The 16,839-nt window shown below is 75.3% G+C and carries 13 protein-coding genes, 1 other RNA gene and 1 pseudogene; 9 read left to right on the top strand and 6 right to left on the bottom strand.

The annotated features are described in order from the left end of the window. Positions 1-165 precede the first annotated feature (165 nt). Positions 166-1,641 (top strand): carboxylesterase/lipase family protein, encoded by a 1,476-nt coding sequence (locus ACFVNO_RS29490; RefSeq protein ID WP_378897486.1) that lies wholly within the window; start codon positions 166-168, stop codon positions 1,639-1,641. A 201-nt stretch (positions 1,642-1,842) separates the two neighbouring features. On the opposite strand, the gene ACFVNO_RS29485 is transcribed toward ACFVNO_RS29490, so the two are convergent. Then, a complete protein-coding gene (locus tag ACFVNO_RS29485; RefSeq protein ID WP_378897460.1) occupies positions 1,843-4,248 on the bottom strand; it encodes a Tex family protein in 2,406 nt (801 codons plus the stop codon). A 201-nt stretch (positions 4,249-4,449) separates the two neighbouring features. Further along, entirely contained in the window at positions 4,450-4,800 is a 351-nt protein-coding gene (locus ACFVNO_RS29480; protein ID WP_220560142.1) for a hypothetical protein, read from the bottom strand. A gap of 214 nt (positions 4,801-5,014) precedes the next feature. Between ACFVNO_RS29480 and ACFVNO_RS29475 the strand changes: the two genes are divergently transcribed. Then, on the top strand, positions 5,015-6,307 hold the full coding sequence (locus ACFVNO_RS29475) for an MFS transporter (protein ID WP_378897457.1): 1,293 nt from the start codon (positions 5,015-5,017) through the stop codon (positions 6,305-6,307). 41 nt (positions 6,308-6,348) lie between these two features. Continuing rightward, a complete protein-coding gene (locus ACFVNO_RS29470) occupies positions 6,349-7,017 on the top strand; it encodes a helix-turn-helix domain-containing protein (RefSeq protein ID WP_355266300.1) in 669 nt (222 codons plus the stop codon). Here ACFVNO_RS29470 and ACFVNO_RS29465 read toward each other — a convergent pair. Then, complete coding sequence (locus tag ACFVNO_RS29465; RefSeq protein ID WP_378897452.1) at positions 7,014-7,892, bottom strand: deoxyribonuclease IV; 879 nt, start codon at positions 7,890-7,892, stop codon at positions 7,014-7,016. The two genes, ACFVNO_RS29470 and ACFVNO_RS29465, sit on opposite strands and share 4 nt — an antisense overlap. A 79-nt stretch (positions 7,893-7,971) precedes the next feature. Continuing rightward, entirely contained in the window at positions 7,972-9,375 is a 1,404-nt protein-coding gene (locus ACFVNO_RS29460) for an FAD-binding oxidoreductase (protein ID WP_378897449.1), read from the bottom strand. Positions 9,376-9,468: 93 nt separating this feature from the next. On the opposite strand from ACFVNO_RS29460, the gene ACFVNO_RS29455 reads away from it, so the two are divergent. From ACFVNO_RS29455 to ACFVNO_RS29430, 6 genes are all read left to right on the top strand, one after another. After that, entirely contained in the window at positions 9,469-10,428 is a 960-nt protein-coding gene (locus ACFVNO_RS29455) for a helix-turn-helix transcriptional regulator (RefSeq protein WP_378897446.1), read from the top strand. Further along, on the top strand, positions 10,419-11,288 hold the full coding sequence (locus ACFVNO_RS29450) for a Nif3-like dinuclear metal center hexameric protein (RefSeq protein ID WP_355266288.1): 870 nt from the start codon (positions 10,419-10,421) through the stop codon (positions 11,286-11,288). Before ACFVNO_RS29455 ends, ACFVNO_RS29450 begins: the two co-directional genes overlap by 10 nt. A gap of 111 nt (positions 11,289-11,399) precedes the next feature. Further along, positions 11,400-12,146, top strand: coding sequence for a C4-type zinc ribbon domain-containing protein (locus ACFVNO_RS29445; RefSeq protein ID WP_355266285.1), 747 nt, complete (start codon positions 11,400-11,402; stop codon positions 12,144-12,146). Then, complete coding sequence (locus tag ACFVNO_RS29440) at positions 12,143-12,781, top strand: histidine phosphatase family protein (protein ID WP_355266282.1); 639 nt, start codon at positions 12,143-12,145, stop codon at positions 12,779-12,781. The genes ACFVNO_RS29445 and ACFVNO_RS29440 overlap by 4 nt, the downstream gene beginning before the upstream one ends. Positions 12,782-12,832: 51 nt before the next feature. Continuing rightward, positions 12,833-13,220: RNase P RNA component class A (rnpB, locus tag ACFVNO_RS29435), an RNA gene on the top strand. 239 nt (positions 13,221-13,459) lie between these two features. Further along, positions 13,460-13,606 (top strand): hypothetical protein, encoded by a 147-nt coding sequence (locus tag ACFVNO_RS29430; RefSeq protein ID WP_220560152.1) that lies wholly within the window; start codon positions 13,460-13,462, stop codon positions 13,604-13,606. Here the strand turns inward: ACFVNO_RS29430 and ACFVNO_RS29425 are convergent. Together ACFVNO_RS29425 and ACFVNO_RS29420 are read right to left on the bottom strand one after the other, a co-directional pair. Continuing rightward, positions 13,558-15,918 carry a SulP family inorganic anion transporter gene (locus tag ACFVNO_RS29425; protein WP_378897441.1) on the bottom strand — a complete coding sequence of 787 codons (2,361 nt, stop codon included), beginning with the start codon at positions 15,916-15,918 and terminating at the stop codon, positions 13,558-13,560. The genes ACFVNO_RS29430 and ACFVNO_RS29425 overlap by 49 nt on opposite strands. Positions 15,919-16,251: 333 nt before the next feature. Then, positions 16,252-16,839: pseudogene (locus ACFVNO_RS29420) on the bottom strand (hypothetical protein); the annotation flags it as partial.

The following is a 16,839-nucleotide window of genomic DNA, read 5'->3' as shown; positions in this document are numbered from 1 at the left end:
GGTCTCCGTTCGTCCGTGTCATACCGACCGGGTGGTATGTTACCCGCCGGTCGCCCGGATGTCCTCCCCGGAGGCCGGGGGGCTTGCGCCAAGTTACCTAACGCTGTTAGGTGTGGTGTGGGCCACAAGAAGAGGGAAGAGGAGAGTGCGGCAGTGACCGAGAACATGGTGACGACGACCGGCGGCCGGGTCCGCGGCACGGCCTCGCCCCGCTCCGAGGACGGGACCGTCATCGTCCACCGGAGCATCCCCTACGCGGCCGCGCCCTTCGGCGAGCACCGGTTCGCCGCCCCCGCGCCCCCCGTTCCCTGGGACGGGGTCCGGGACTGCACGGCGTTCGGGCCGCCCGCCCCCCAGCGCCCCCACCTCGTCGGTGCGGCCGCCTGGTCGCCCGAGATGTCCGGCGACTGCCTCACCCTCAGCGTCTGGAGCTCCGCCCGGCCCGGCGACCGCGCCCCCGTCCTGGTGTGGATCCACGGCGGCGCCTACATCGTCGGCGCCTCCTCCGAGCCCGCCTACGACGGCACCCGGCTGGCCGAGAGCGGCCTGGTCGTGGTCGGCGTCAACTACCGGGTCGGCTTCGAGGGATTCGGCCACGTCCCCGGCCGCCCCGACAACCGCGGCCTGCTGGACCAGGCCGCCGCACTGCGCTGGGTCCGCGACAACATCGAGGGCTTCGGCGGCGATCCCGGCAACGTCACCGTCGCCGGGGAGTCGGCCGGGGCCGGGTCGGTGGTGTGCCTGATGGCCTCACCCGGCGCGCGGGGCCTCTTCCGCCGCGCCGTCGCCCACAGCGTGCCCGGTGACACGCTCACCACCGCGACGGCCCGGTCCGTCGGCGAGCGCGTCGCCGCGGCCGCCGGGGTGCCGTACGAGGCCGAGAGCCTGGCCGCACTGTCTCCGGAGAAGGTGCTGGACGCGGTCGACGCGGTCCTGGAGGCCGCGCCCTCCGCCGGCTTCAAGACCTTCACCTGCTTCGCGCCCGTGGTCGGCGGGCCGGAGCTGCCGGAGGAGCCGCTGGCCGCGGCCGCCGGCGGCGCGGGGGCCGGGGTCGACCTGCTCGTCGGGCACAACGCGCACGAGTTCCGGCTGTTCACGGAGCTCGGCGGAGAGACGCGGATCGACCGGGAGGAGGTCCTGCACCGGCTCGTGTCCAGGCTGGGGCTGCGCGGGGACGCCCTGGAGGTCTACCGGGCCGCCCACCCCGGCGCGCCCGTGCGCGAGCTCTTCAACGTGATCCAGGGGGACGCCCTGTTCTGCGAGTACACCGTCCGCTTCGCCGAGGCGCACGCCCGGGCCGGGGGCCGCGCGTTCCTCTTCCGGTTCGCCGCCGAGAGCACGGTGATGGACGGCCGCCTGGGCGCCTGCCACGCCCTGGACCTGCCGTTCGCGTTCGGCAACCTGGACGGCGACTTCGGGGCGTTCCTGTTCGAGGGCGGGCCGGGGGAGGAGCACCACGCCCTGTCGGCGCGGATGGTCGCCGCCTGGCGCGACTTCGCGGCCACCGGCGACCCGGGCTGGCCCGCCGTCACCGCCGGGGCCACGCCGGTCAAGGAGTGGAACACCCCCGACGCCCTGCACTCGGCGCCGGTCGCCCCGGCCCGCGAGGTGTGGGCGGACGTGGCCATCGTCCCCCGGTAGGCGCCCCGGACGCCCTCCCGTGCCGCAGGGGCCCGGAGGGGACGCCCTCAGGGGAGGCCCGCGGCCGTGGACCCTCCGCCGCTCGGCGGAAGGGCGAGGACGTCGGCGCGGGGCCGAGGATCCCCGCCCCCGCCCCGGGCCGGGGGTGAGGGCGGGGCACCGGCGCGAACGCGTCCGCGGCGGAGGTCCGAAAGGCGCGGCCTAGCGGCCGAGCCCGGCGCGGCGCAGCGCGTCGGCCATCGCCCCCTGCGGGGCGGCCTGCTGCCCGCCGCGGCCGCCGCCGCCCGCGTTGCCTCCGCGGTTGCCGCCCCGACCGCCGCCGCGGTCGCCGCGGCGCCGGTCGCCCTGGCCGCCGCCACCGCGCTCGTTCCGGTCCCCGCGGCGGTCCCGCCCGCCGCCCGCCGGGGCGTCGTCGGTGAGGCGCATGGTCAGCGAGATCCGCTTGCGCGGGATGTCGACGTCCTGCACCTTGACCTTCACGATGTCGCCGGGCTTGACGACCTCGCGCGGGTCCTGCACGAACCTGTCCGACATCGCCGACACGTGCACCAGGCCGTCCTGGTGGACGCCCACGTCGACGAACGCGCCGAACGCCGCCACGTTGGTGACCACGCCCTCCAGGATCATCCCCGGGGCCAGGTCGCCCAGCGTCTCCACGCCCTCCTTGAAGGTGGCGGTGGTGAACGCCGGACGCGGGTCGCGGCCGGGCTTGTCCAGCTCGGCGAGGATGTCGGTGACCGTCGGCAGGCCGAAGGTATCGTCCACGAACTCCTGCGGGCGCACCTTGGCCAGCACGTCCTTGTTGCCGATGAGCGAGGGCAGGTCGACCCCGGTCCGGTCCAGGATGCGGCGCACCACCGGGTAGGCCTCGGGGTGCACGGCGGAGGCGTCCAGCGGGTCGTCGCCGCCGGGCACCCGCAGGAAGCCCGCGCACTGCTCGAACGCCTTGGGGCCCAGGCGCGGCACCGATTTGAGCTGCTCGCGGGTGCGGAAGGGGCCGTTGGCGTCGCGGTGGGAGACGATGTTGCGAGCCAGGGTGGAGGTGATGCCCGACACCCGGGTCAGCAGCGGCACGGAGGCGGTGTTGACGTCCACGCCGACGCCGTTCACACAGTCCTCGACCACGGCGTCCAGGGAGCGCGACAGCTTGGCCTCGGCCAGGTCGTGCTGGTACTGGCCGACGCCGATCGACTTGGGGTCGATCTTGACCAGCTCGGCCAGCGGGTCCTGCAGCCGGCGGGCGATGGAGGCGGCGCCGCGCAGCGACACGTCCAGGTCGGGCAGCTCCTCGGAGGCGTAGGCGGAGGCCGAGTACACCGAGGCGCCCGCCTCCGAGACCATCACCTTGGTCAGGGACAGCTCGGGGTGGCGCTTGAGCAGGTCGGCGGCCAGACGGTCGGTCTCGCGGGAGGCGGTGCCGTTGCCGATGGCGACCAGGTCGACCCCGTGGGCTCTGCACAGCCTGGCCAGCCGGTCGATGGAGCCGTCCCAGTCGTGGCGGGGCGCGTGCGGGTAGACCGTGTCGGTGGCGACGACCTTGCCGGTGGGGTCGCAGACGGCGACCTTCACGCCGGTGCGCAGGCCCGGGTCCAGGCCCAGGGTGGCGCGGGTGCCGGCGGGGGCGGCCAGCAGCAGGTCGCGCAGGTTGGCGGCGAACACGTTCACGCCGTCGTCCTCGGCCCGCTGCCACAGGCGCATCCGGACGTCGATGTCGAGCCGGACCAGGATGCGGGTGCGCCAGGCCCAGCGGACGGTCTCCTGGAGCCAGCGGTCGGCGGGGCGGCCGCGGTCCACGATGCCGAAGTGGTGGGCGATGGCGTTCTCGTAGCTGCTCCGGGGGACGGTGCCGTCGGGGTTCTCGGCCGGGGCCTCCTCGGGCTCCAGGGTGAGGGTGAGGACCTCCTCCTTCTCGCCCCGGTACATGGCCAGGACCCGGTGGGAGGGCAGGGCGGTGAGGGGCTCGGAGAAGTCGAAGTAGTCGGAGAACTTGGCGCCGGACTCCTCCTTGCCCTCGCGGACGGCGGAGACCAGGCGGCCCTTCTCCCACAGGCGCTCGCGCAGCAGGCCGGTGAGGTCGGCGTCCTCGGCGAAGCGCTCCACGAGGATGGAGCGGGCGCCGTCGAGGGCGGCCTTGGTGTCGGCGACGCCCCTGTCGGCGTCGACGTAGGCGGCGGCGGTCTCCTGCGGGTCCAGGCCCGGGTCGCCGATCAGCGCCTCGGCCAGCGGTTCGAGCCCGGCCTCGCGGGCGATCTGGGCCTTGGTGCGGCGCTTGGGCTTGTAGGGGAGGTAGATGTCCTCCACGCGGGCCTTGGAGCCGGCCTCCAGGATGCTCCGCTCCAGGTCCTCGGTCAGCTTGCCCTGGGACCGGATCGACTCCAGGACGGCGGCCTTGCGTTCGTCGAGCTCCCGCAGGTAGCGCAGGCGCTCTTCCAGGGCGCGCAGCTGGGCGTCGTCCAGGGCGCCGGTGGCCTCCTTGCGGTAGCGGGCGATGAAGGGCACGGTCGACCCGCCGTCGAGGAGGTCGACGGCGGCCTTGACCTGGTGTGCGCCGACGCCGAGCTCCTCGGCGATGCGCTGGTCGATCGTGGGTGTCGCAGGGGTCGTCACTGGTGTGTGTCCACTCGTCGGGTGTTCGGTGCGGGCCCATTCTGCTGTCGCGGGCGGACATTGTCATTTCGGCCGCGCCCGCCGGCGGCGCGGGCCTCCGGGCCCGGGAGCGGACGATTCGGGCGAAGGCGGACGATGCGCGCGGCGGGGTCCGGGACGGGGACGGGGTGTCGACGGGGGCGGGGCGCCGGAGCCGGGCGGTCAGCCCTCTCCGCCGAGGTAGTCCGGGGCGTAGTACTCGTCCAGGGGGACCGGGCCGCGGTAGCCCTGGCACATGCACTGGCGGTAGGTGGAGCTCTGCGAGCCGGTCCAGCGGCCGGGGATGACCACCTGGGTCTGGCACTTCTTGGTCTGCTGGTCGTGGAAGACGAGGTGGTGGCCGCAGCCGCACAGGGGCTGGGGGGCGCGGTCGCCGGGGTTCAGGGCCCGGGCCTGCTCCTGTTTGCGCTGCTCGGCGACGGCCTCCCGGGCCTGGCGTCTCGTGACGACGCGGCCGACGACGAAGCCGCCCAGAGCGATCGCCGCACCGAACACCATGGAGAACGGATCCATTCGCCGCCACCCCTTCTCTCGACCCGCGGCCCCGCGCGCGGGGCCCTCGTCCCATTGTGACCCATCGTCCTGTGGGACGACCGGGCCCCCGCGCGGGTTCCCCGGGAGGGTGTGTCGCCGTGACCACGGAGAGTACGGCCAAGAAATATTTGCACACATACCTTTGCAAAGAAATCTTTGGGATAGGTTCGCGGTATCCCCGAAAGGAGCCGCGATGACCTCCCCACACCCCGGGACACCCGCCCGCGCCGACCGCCTCGGCGGCGCCTTCCACCGCCTGCTGGCCGCCTCCGGGCTGACCAACCTCGGCGACGGCATGCTCGCCACCGCGCTGCCGCTGATCGCCGCGACCCTCACCCACGACCCGCTGGCCGTCGCCGGGCTGCTGGTCGTCCGGTTCCTGCCCTGGCTGCTGGTCGCCCCCTTCGCCGGGGTGCTGCTGGACCGGGTCGACCGCCTGCGCGCCATGGCGGCGGCCAACGCGGTCGCCGCCGCGGCCGTCGCGGTGCTGGCCGCGGTCGTCGCCTCGGGCCGCGTCGAGATGTGGGTCCTGTACGCGGTCCTGTTCGTGGTGATCACCTGTGAGACCGTCTCGGACCCGGCCGCCCGGATCAGCGTGGCCCGGCTGGTGCCGGGGCGGCTGCTGGACCGGGCCAACGGCAGGCAGGAGGGCATGCACCTGGTGGCCCAGGACTGCCTGGCCAAACCGGTCGCCGGGCTGCTGTTCGCGGTCGCGGCCCTGCTGCCGGTGGCCGGGGTCGCCCTCTCCTACGCCCTGTGCGCCGTGCTCGTGTTCACCGTCGTCCGGCTGCTGCGCCGGCGCCCGGACCTCGACGGCGACGCGGCCGCGGACGGGCCGGCCCCGGGGCCGGGGGTGCTGGCCTCCCTGCGCGAGGGGCTGGGCCACGCGTTCGGCGACCGCCTCATCCGCCGCATGATGTTCACCAACGCCGGGACCATGGCCGGCATCCAGATGGGCACCGCCGTGATGGTGCTGCACGTCCGGCAGGTGCTGGAGGTCCCGGCGGCCCTCTACGGCGTGTTCCTGGCCGCCGTCGCGGTCGGCGGGATCCTCGGGGCGGCGGTGGCCGCCCGGCTGGTGCTCGCCGTCAGGCGCCGGACCGTGATGACGGCCGGCTACCTGGGCATGGGGCTGGGGCTGGCCGCCATGGCGTTCACCACCCACGCCGTTCCGGCAGCCGCGGCCTGGGCGCTGGTCGGCGTGTCCATGACCACCTCCAACATCGCCGGATCGGTGTTCTTCCAGACCGTCGTCCCCGACCACCTGCGCGGCCGGGTCTCCGCGGCCTTCCGCACGGTCGGGTGGGGCACGGCCCCGGCGGGCGCGTTCGTCGGCGGGCTGCTGGGCCGGATCGACCTCGCGCTGCCCTACCTGGCCGGCGGCCTGCTCATGGTCGCCACGGTCCTGGTCTTCCGGCGCACCATCGCCGAGTGCGCCCGGCTGTGCGACGAGGCCGCCGCCCGCCTGGCCGGGGCCGACCGTTGAGGGGGACGGTGCGGCACGCGTTCGACCGCTACGGTGAACCCATGCCCGACGCACCCCGGACCGACGACGAGGACGCCTTCCCCGAGGAGGGCGAGCAGCTGCAGGTGGACGCGAGCGCCCTGCGCGGCCTGGCCCACCCGCTGCGCGGACGCCTCCTGGAGGAGCTGACCCGCAACGGCCCCGCCACCGCCACCATCCTGGGCCGGCGCCTGGGGGAGAGCAGCGGCGCCACCAGCTACCACCTGCGCCAGCTGTCCCGGTTCGGGTTCATCGACGCCGCCCCCGGCCGCTCCGGGGGCCGGGAGCGGTGGTGGCGCATCCGGCCCGGCGGCTGGAACATGAAGGGCCACGAGTTCCTCGCCGACCCGCGCACCCGGGCGGCCGCCGAGGCGGTCCTGGGCCGCTACTACCACCAGCGCGAGGAGCACTTCCGGGACTGGCGGGAACTGGTGGGCGAACGGCCGGACGACCCGGACGTGCGCCGCTGGAAGGACGCGGCGACCGACTCCCTGTCGCACGCGCGGATGACGCCGGAGGAGGCGCGGGAGTTCGCCGCGGCGCTGTACGGCTTCCTGCGCGACTACGGGCGCCGTTTCGAGGGCCGCACCCCCGGGGACCACCCCGACACCGAGAGCGTCGAGGTGCAGGTCAACATCTTCCCCGTGCTGCCGCCGCTGCGGGAGCGGCCGGAGCGGGACGGGGGCTCCTAGCCGTCGCGGAGCTTCTTGAGGGCCGCCACGTCGGCGGCGTGCGGCCCGGCCGGGCCGGGGGTCTCGACCACGATCGGCACCCCCGCGCTCACCGGGTGGACGAACAGCTCCCCGAACGCGTCGGCGCCGATGAACCCGGCCCCGATGTTCTCGTGCCTGTCCCTGTTGCTGCCGCACGGGGCCTTGGAGTCGTTGCCGTGGATCACCCGCAGCCGGTCGGCGCCCACCACCTCGCCGAACCGGTCCAGCGCGGTGCGCATCCCCTCCCGGGTGGAGATGTCGTGCCCGGCGGCGAACAGGTGGGCGGTGTCCAGGCACACGCCCGCGTTCGGGTGCCACTCCAGCGCCTCGAAGTAGGGCACCAGGTCGTCCACGGTCGCGCACAGTACCTGGCCCTGCCCGGCCATCGGCTCCAGCAGCACCGGAGGGACGTCCTCGCCCAGGCGCTCCAGCAGCGGCAGCAGCCGTTCCCGCATGCGGGCCAGCCCTGCCTCCCGGCCGCCCGACACCGCCGAGCCGGTGTGCACGACCACGCCCAGCGCCCCGATCTCGGCGGACCGGCGCAGCGCGTGCTCCAGGGAGGCCACCGACTTCTCGGCGACCTGCTCGTCGGGGGTGCCCGGGTTGATCAGGTAGGGCGCGTGGACGAACACCGGCAGCCCGGCCCCGGCCCGTTCGCGCATCCGCGCGTCCTGGGCCGGGTCGCCCCCGTTGGTCGCCCAGCCGCGCGGGTTGGACACGAACACCTGGACGGTCTCGGCGTCGATCTCGGCCGCGTAGGACAGGCCCTTGTCGGCCATGCCGCCGGCGACCGGGACGTGTGCGCCGACCGGGGACGGGGGCCGCGGGGAGCGGGTGCGCTGCGTTGTACTCATGCTCCGACCAGCCTAGAGCGTTTCCCGCGGCCCCCGTCCCGGACGGCCGGTGGCCCCGCTCACCCACGGGGACGGGCGGTCACCGCAGCGGCCGGTGGGAGTGGACCAGGCCCCGCGGGTCGAGCCGCCCGCGCAGCCCGACCAGGCGGGCGTGGTCCGCGGGGGAGAAGGCGGTGCGGACGAGGCTGGGGTCCATCTCCCCGAAGGACAGGGTCAGCGAGCGCCCCAGGGTGCGGCCGGCCAGCGCCCGGGTGGTCGACGCGCGCAGGTCGGCCATGGCGGGCGTGTCCCGCGACCCGTCCAGGGTCAGCAGGGTAAGGGCGGCGGTGGCGCCGCGGTGGCCGACGGCGCCGGGGACCCGGGGCGGGCGGGACAGGGCACCGCCCAGGTGGCGCAGCGACATGACGGACATGAAGGGGGCCTCCGCCGCCCGCACGGCGGCAGCGGCGGCGTCCTCCACCGGCAGGTCGTCCAGGAGCAGGCCCTCGCCGCGGAAGGCCGCCGGTTCGTCGGGGTCGGCGAACACCTCCCCCGAGCGGGTGTAGGGGAGGGCCCCCGTGGTGTCCTCCAGCAGCGGACCGGCGGACCGCAGGGGTTCCACCAGGAGGGGGCCCGCGTCGACGGGGCCCGACCAGGAGACCGCCACCCGGGCCAGGTGGCGCCCCCGCAGGTGCGGGGGGAGTCCGGGCAGGTCGGGGTAGGCGATCAGGGACACCCCCGAGGTCATCTCCTCGGGCAGGTCCCGGGTCCAGTCCCACCAGGCGCCCAGGACCCGGGCGGGGTCCCCGCCCAGGTCGAAGAGCAGCCCGCCGCCGTACAGGCGCTCCACCGGGAACAGGTCGACCTCCATCGCGGTCACGATCCCCAGGTCCCCGCCCCCGCCGCGCAGGGCCCAGAAGAGCTCGGGGTCGGTGTCGGCGGTCACCGTCCGGGCCGTGCCGTCGGCCGTGACCAGGTCGACGCGGCGCACGTGGTCGGCGGCGAACCCGTACCGGCGGGCGAGCAGCCCCACGCCGCCGCCCAGGGTGTAGCCCACCGCGCCCACGGACGGGGCGCTGCCCGACAGCGGCGCCAGCCCGTGGGGCGCCGCGGCCCCGATCACCCGCCGCCAGGTGGCGCCCGCCCCGATCCGGGCGGTGCGGCGCGCGGGGTCCACCCGCACCCCGTCCATCCGGTGCGTGGCGACGAGCACCCCGCCCGCCAGGCCGGTGCCGCGGCCGTGTCCGGTGGCCTGGACGGCCACCGGGAGGCCGTGCCCGGCCGCCCACGCCACGGCCGCGCGCACGTCGTCGGCGCCGGCCGCCTCGACCACGGCGGCCGGCCGGTGGGGGTTCAGGAGCTGGACTCCGGTGCCCGCCCGTTCGTGGCCGGGAGATCCGGGGGCGTGCACGGCCCCCCTCACCCGGGCGGCCAGGTCGCGCGCCGCGGTGCCCGCGGTGCCCACCGTGTTCGTCGTGTTCGTGGTGTTCGTCGCATCCGTCATGGAGCCCTCCGGAAGTCGTTCCCGTGCGGTCCCGGCCACCGTAGGAGCCCATGCGGCCACATCACGGCCGCAATGGACGGCATTCTGGGGGACATGAGCGAATCCGTCCGGGCGGGGCTGCCGCAACGGCTCCTGCGCCTGCTGTCCCTGCTCCAGGCCCGCCGCGAATGGAGCGGGGCCGACCTCGCCGACCGGCTCGGCGTCAGCGCCCGCACCCTGCGCCGCGACGTCGACCGGCTGCGCGGCCTCGACTACCGGGTCGAGGGGGTCCCCGGTGTCGCGGGCGGGTACCGGCTCGCCTCGGGGCACGGCCTGCCCCCGCTGCTGCTGGACCACGAGGAGGCCGTCTCCCTCGCGCTCGCGCTGGTCAGCGCCGACGGCGCCCGGGAGGGCGCGCTGAGCGCCCTGGCCAAACTGGAGCGGATCCTGCCCGCCCGGCTGCGCCCCCGCCTGGCGGCGGTCCGCGGCAGCGCCTCCGCCGTGCCGGCCGGACGGGACGACACCGACCCGGCGACCCTGGGGCGGCTCGCCGCGCACTGCCGCGACCGGGTCGTCACCGCCTTCGCCTACCGGCCCCGGACGGGGGAGCCCGGTGAGCGGCGGGTGGAGCCGCACCACCTGGTCTCGCACGGCGGCCACTGGTACCTCATCGCCCACGACCTGGACCGGGACGGCTGGCGGACCTTCCGGGTGGACCGCGTCGGGGGCGTCCGGGCCGCCCACGGCCGGTTCGCCCCCCGCGACCTGCCCGACCCGGCCGGCCACCTGCTCGGCGGGTTCGCCGAGGCGACCTACGCCCACACCGTGCACCTGGCCGTGGACCTGCCCGCGCGGGAGGTGCGCGGCCGCCTGTACGGGCCGTTCCCCGGGCGCATCGAACCCGACGGCGAGGACCGGTGCCGGGTCCGCGTCAGCGCCGACTCCCCGCACCTGGTCGCGCAGTACACCGCGGCCGTGCTGTGCCTGGACGCCCGGGTCACCGTGGAACAGGTCACCGCCGAGATCGCCGGGCACCTGCGCCGGGCCGGAGGGGCGCTACTCTCGTGCCCGTGAGCACGCAGAACGAACACCCCGCGCTGGCCGACGTCACCGCCGCCTTCGAGGACGTCTACCCGACCTCCTGGGCCGCCTCCTGGGACCGGGTGGGACTGGTGGTGGGCGACCCCGCGGACCGGGTCGCCAAGGTCCTGTTCGCCGTCGACCCCGTCGAGGCCGTCGTCGACGAGGCGGTCACCTGGGGGGCGGACCTGATCGTCACCCACCACCCGCTCATGCTGCGGGGCGTGCACAGCGTCGCCGCCGACACCCCCAAGGGGCGTATCGTGCACCGGCTCATCCGCGCCGGGATCGCCCTGTACACCGCTCACACCAACGCCGACACCGCCGCCCCGGGGGTGTCCGACGCGCTGGCCCGCGCGGTCGGGCTCACCGGCCCGCTGCGCCCCCTGGAGCCCGACACCACCGACCCCGACGGCCGCCGCGGCATCGGCCGCGTCGGAGCCCTGGACACCCCGATGACGCTGCGCGACTTCGCCGCCCGGGTCGCCGCGGGCCTGCCCGCCACCGCGCCCGGCGTCCGCGCCACCGGAGACCCGGACCGCATCGTCACCACCGTCGCGGTGTCGGGCGGCGCGGGGGACTCCCTGCTCGACGCCGCCCTCGCCGCAGGGGTCGACGCCTTCGTCACCTCCGACCTGCGCCACCACCCCGCCTCGGAGTTCGCAGAGCGGCCCGGCGCGCCCGCGCTCGTCGACACGCCCCACTTCGCAAGTGAGTGGCCGTGGCTGGCGGACGGGGCCGCGGCCCTGGCCGACTCCCTCGTTCGGCGCCTGGGCCCCGATGGGGCTAACGTGGAGGCCCGTGTGTCCACCACGGTGACGGACGCCTGGTCACAGGCGTTCCCGTCGGCCTGACATCCGCACGCCGCCGGGCATCCCGATCGAACTGCACGGTGTCATCGAACTGCACAGAGTTGAGAGCGCGGACGGCGTACCAGCCTTTTCCGACCACCCCAGGAGAAACAAGTGAAAGCCGAACCCGCCGCTCAGGCCAGACTGCTCGACCTCCAGGAACTGGACCTGGAGGTCCAGCGCCTGGACCACCGCGCCGCGACCCTGCCCGAGGTCGCCGAGGCGACCCGGCTCGCCGAGCTCGCCGACCGCCTCGACGGCGAGCTGATCGCCGCCCAGACCCGCCTGTCGGACGCCGAGCGCGCCCAGCGCAAGGCCGAGAGCGACGTCGACCAGGTGCGCGCCCGCGCCGCCCGCGACACCGAGCGCCTGGAGTCGGGGCGCATCACCAGCGGCAAGGAGCTGCAGAACCTCCAGTCCGAGATCGCCTCGCTGGGCCGCCGCCAGGGCGAGCTGGAGGAGGTCGTCCTGGCGGCGATGGAGCAGGTCGAGACCCTGTCGGCGGAGGTGGTCCGGCTGACGGCCGCCGCCGAGCAGGCCCGCGTCGACTACACGACGGTGGTCGCCCGCCGCGACACCGCCGTCGCCGGGATCGGGCTCGACCGGGCCCGCGTCGTCGAGAACCGGCAGCGGGTGTCCGAGGAGGTCCCCGAAGCGCTGCTGTCGCTGTACGACAAGCTGCGCGTCCAGTACGGCGGCGTCGCGGCCGCACCGCTGCGCCACGGCCGCTGCGAGGGCTGCAAGCTGGTGCTGAGCCCGGCCGAGATCGGCGAGATCCGCGCCGCCGCCCCCGACGACGTGGTGCGCTGCGAGGAGTGCCGCCGCATCCTGGTCCGTGTTGCGGAGCCGGAGGCCCAGTGAGCACCGGGTGGGGTGCCCCCGACACCTCGCCGACCCGGTTGCTGCTGCTGCGCCACGGCCAGACCCCGCTGTCGGTGGAGCGCCGCTTCGCCGGCCGGGGCGACGTCCCGCTCACCGAGGCGGGGCGCGCCCAGGCCGCGGCGGCGGCCCGGCGGCTGGCCGGCCGCGGGGTCGACGCCATCGTCTCCTCGCCGCTGCTGCGGACCCGGGGCACCGCCGAGTACGCCGCCGAGGCCCTGGGGCTCCCGGTCGAGGTCGACGACGGGTTCGTGGAGACCGACTTCGGCGCCTGGGAGGGGATGACCTTCGCCGAGGCGCGCGAGCACGACCCGGTGGCGGTCGACCGGTGGGTGTCCGACCCGCGGGCCGCCCCGCCCGGCGGCGAGGCCTTCGCCGCGGTGTCGCTGCGCGTCGGTGCGGCCCGCGACGCCCTGGTGGAGCGGTACCGGGGACGCACCGTCCTGGTCGTCACCCACGTCACCCCGATCAAGACGCTGGTCCAGCAGGCCCTGCTGGCGCCGGTGCAGGCCCTGTACCGGATGCACCTGGACACCGCGAGCCTCACAGAGGTGGACGTCTACGCCGACGGCCCCATGGTGATGCGCGCGTTCAACGACACCTCCCACCTGGCCTGAACCGCCGGTGGCCCGGGCCCGGGCCACCGGCGGTAGACTTCGTGGTCGAGGGGAGTCGGCCAGGCGGTCGCGGACCGCGCCGGGTGCGCGGATCCGAGGAAAGTCCGGACTCCACAGGGCAGGGTGGTCGGTAACACCGACCCGGGGCGACCCGCGGGACAGTGCCACAGAAAGCAGACCGCCACCGCTCGCGGTGGTAAGGGTGAAACGGTGGTGTAAGAGACCACCAGCGGCCGGAGCGATCCGGCCGGCTCGGTAAACCCCACCCGGAGCAAGGTCAAAAAGGGGATCCCAGGATCCCCGCGCGGATGTTCGAGGGCGGCCCGCCCGAGTCCGCGGGTAGACCGCACCGAGGTCGTCGGCAACGGCGATCCCAGATGGATGACCGCCCGGTCCGTTCGCGGACCGACAGAATCCGGCTTACCGGCCGACTCCCCTCCTTCCGGCCCTCCGACCCGCGCCGCGCGGCGCGGGCCGGACGTGTCCGCCCCCGCCCCCGCGGGCCTCCGGCCGCCGGTGCGCACGGGGACAGGTGTGTACATCCCCGTGGTGATGGTCGACGGGCGGGGGCACCGATAGATTGGGCGGAGCGCTCCGCCACCGCGACCGCGGCGGCGGGCACCCGCGACCGCCGGGGCCGGTGGCCGCGGGCGACGGCGTCCACGGAATGGGTGACTCTTGTTCGACTCGACCCTCTTCTGGGTGGTCCTCTTCGGCCTGCCGTTCCTGGCGATCGTGGCGATCGTGCTGCTCGCCACCTACCAGGCCTCAGGGGTTCAGGAGGACGGGCGCGACGACGCGCCCGAAGACTCCTCCAGCGGCTGACCCGGGTCGTCCGCAGGGCGCGGCCGCGGCACCGGGTCGGCCACGTCGTGCACACCCTGGACCGGGGTGAACTCCCCGGTCGCGGCGTCCAGCAGGTGCACCCGGGCCGTCTCCAGGTCGTAGTACATCCCGGTCAGCTCCAGCTCCCCGGACTCCACCCGTTCGCGCACCAGGGGGTGCAGCATGAGGTGGGCGAGCTGCTGGCGGACATTGGCCTGGGCCAGGCGGCGCAGCGCCTCCGCGGTGGGCAGCCCCGCCAGCTCCCCGGCGCGTTCGCCCGCCCGGACCAGGCCGGCGGAACCGTGGGAGAGCCAGCGGCGCATGTGCGAGGTGTCGGTGGAGTCGGGGTCCAGGTGGGCGCCCTCCAGCAGTGCCTTCATCGCCCCGCAGTGGGAGTGCCCGCACACGACGATCGAGGGCACCCGCAGCAGCGCGACCGCGTACTCGACGGCGGCGCCCACCGAGTCGTCGCCGGGGCTGTCCGGGGGCGGCACCAGGTTGCCGACGTTGCGCACCGTGAACAGGTCGCCCGGGCCGCTGGCCGTGATGAGGTTGGGCACCACGCGCGAGTCGGCGCAGGTGATGAACAGGGCGGTGGGGTTCTGCCCGTGGGACAGCCGGCTCATGACCGACCGCATCCGGTCGGCGGTGCTGGCGTGGTACTCGCGCGCCCCCGCCGCGAGCAGCCCGAGGGGGTTCACCTCCTCGGGCCCGGCGCCGCCGCGCATCCCCCAGGGCGCCCACCAGCGGGCCAGGCCCCGCGGCGCGGTCTTGGCGGCCGGGGCCGACCGCAGGGTGCTGCGCTCGTACCAGCGTTCGTGCACCTCGTCGATGTCGACCGAGCCGCCGGTGCGCTCGTGGTCCACGCGCCAGGCGTGGATGGCCTCGAACGCCGCGTGGTCCATGAAGTCCACGTGCAGGTCCAGGTCCACGGCGGCGCCGGCCGGGACGGTGCGCAGCACGTGCGCGAGCCGGGGCACCCCCAGGAACGTCAGGGACCCGTGCACGGTGATGTGGACGCGGCCGCCGCGCTCCTCGGTGGTGACGGTGAGCCGGGTCAGGCGGCGCAGGGACACGACCATGGCCAGCGCGAACCCCAGGAACACCCCTTCCAGCAGCCCCAGCAGCACCACGCCGGACAGGGTCACCAGGTACACCCCGGCCTCGTGGTGGCGGCGCAGGTCGCGCAGGTGGGCCACGGAGACCATCTGCACGCCGATGAACACCAGCAGCGCCGCCAGCGCCGCCATCGGGATCAGCTCGACCACGTGCGCGAACAGGGCGACGAACACCAGGACCCACACCCCGTGCAGGATGGTGAACAGCGGGCTGTGGCCGCCCGCCCGCACACCCGCGGTGCTGCGCACCATCCCCCCGGCGATGGGCAGCCCGCCCAGGGCCCCGCTGACGGCGTTGGCGGCGCCCTGGCCGCACAGCTCGCGGTTGAGCATCACCCGGCGGCCGCTGTGCAGCCGGTCCACAGCGATGGCGGAGAGCAGGGTCTCGACGCTGGCCACCATGGCGACGGTGACCACGGCGAGCATGACGCCGTTCCACTGGCCCGCGGCGGGGAGTGCGGGGCCGATCCAGCCCTGGGAGAGGGAGTCCGTGAGGGAGATCGTCTCGACCTCCCAGCGCCCCAGGGTGGCGATGAGCGTGGCGGCGCCGACCGCGACCAGCGCGGCCGGGACGAGGGCGGGCCGGAACCGCCCGAACCCGGGCAGCCGGGCCCAGCAGAACATCACGGCGATGGTCACGACGCCGACCGCGACGGCCGGCGTGTGGTTGTGGACGATCTGGTCGGGCAGGTCGGTGAGGTTGGCCAGGGCCGAGCTCTGCGGTTCGCCGCCCAGGACGACGTGCAGCTGGGCCAGGGCGATGGTGATCCCGACGCCGGCGAGCATGCCGTGGACGACCGCGGGGGAGACGGCCAGGGCCGCGCGGGCGATCCGGAAGGCGCCCAGGGCGAGCTGGACGAGCCCGGCCAGCAGGGTGATGAGGCAGGTGACCTGCCACCCGTACGTGGCGATGAGGTCGGCCACGATGATGGTCAGGCCGACGGAGGGACCGCTGACCTGGACGGCGGAGCCGCCGACGAGGCCCGCGACGATGCCGCCGACGGCGGCGGCGATGATCCCGGCGGTGAGCGGCGCCCCGGCGGCGACGGCGATGCCGAGGGCCAGGGGGACGGCGACGAGGAAGACGACGAGGGAGGCGCCGACGTCGGCCGCGATCCCCTTGCGGTCGGACCGTGGGGCGGGCTCCTGGTCGGCGGGCGGTGCGGGCGGTGTTCCCTGGGCGTCGTTGCGCAAGGCGGCTCCTGTTCTGTACGGGCGGACGATGCGTAGGCGCACGGGGACTTGAGGCGTCCGGACCGGGGGGCGCGCACGGCGTCCGGCCTTCGAGATGTCTCGAAGGGTGCCGTGTCAGTCACCAACTGTAGTCAATGGGAGTGGCTCTGTGTTACGGGCTGTTGTGGTTTCGGTAACCATTTTCCCGTGTTCACATGAGGCGGTCGCGAATCCGGACAGAACAAAAACCGAGGTGGCGGGCGTGAACCCGCCACCTCGGCATTGTGAACCCCTGATCGTCCCCCGGCCCGCCCTCAGCGGGGGCCGGGCGCACCGGTCACGTTCGGTGCCCGGTCACCGGAAGCGGCCGTCGCCGTGGCCCTCGTCGTAGCCCCGGTGCTCCTGCTCGCGGCGGTCGTAGGGCGGCGCGCCCCGGTAGGGGTCGGGCGTCCCGCCGCGGTGCCACTCCTCCAGCGGGAGGTAGCCGTCGTACTCCGGCTCCGCCTGCCGCGGCGGGTAGCCGCCGGGCATGCCGTCGTAGCCGTCGCCCGGCCGGCCGCCGAAGGAGGGGGCCGGGCCGGAGGGGACGTGGCCCGCCCCCGGGCCGCCGAGCAGCGGGTCGGCGCCGGGGGTGCCGGCCGGTGCGCCCGGTCCGAGGGGGCCGCCGTACCCGCCGCCGTAGCCGGGGGCGCCGGAGGGCGCGTCGAACCGGTCGGGCCGCCCCGCCGGGGCCGGGCCGCCGTAGCCGGACGGCGTGACGGGGCCGGGGCCCTCTCCCGCGCCCCACAGCGGCTCACTGCCCGAGGGCCGCGCGTGCGTGCCGCTGTCGTAGGGCGACGTGCCGGTGTCGTAGGAGTGGGTTCCGGTGTCGTAGGCGGGGCCGGGGTAGGCGGGGCGGGTGTGGGCGCCGCTGTCGTACTCGGGTCGGCCGTGGGTGCCGGT

The sequence above is a fragment of the Nocardiopsis sp. NPDC057823 genome, from assembly GCF_042797335.1.
GTDB classification, from domain to species: domain Bacteria; phylum Actinomycetota; class Actinomycetes; order Streptosporangiales; family Streptosporangiaceae; genus Nocardiopsis; species Nocardiopsis changdeensis.
This window is presented reverse-complemented; position numbering and strand designations above follow the sequence as displayed.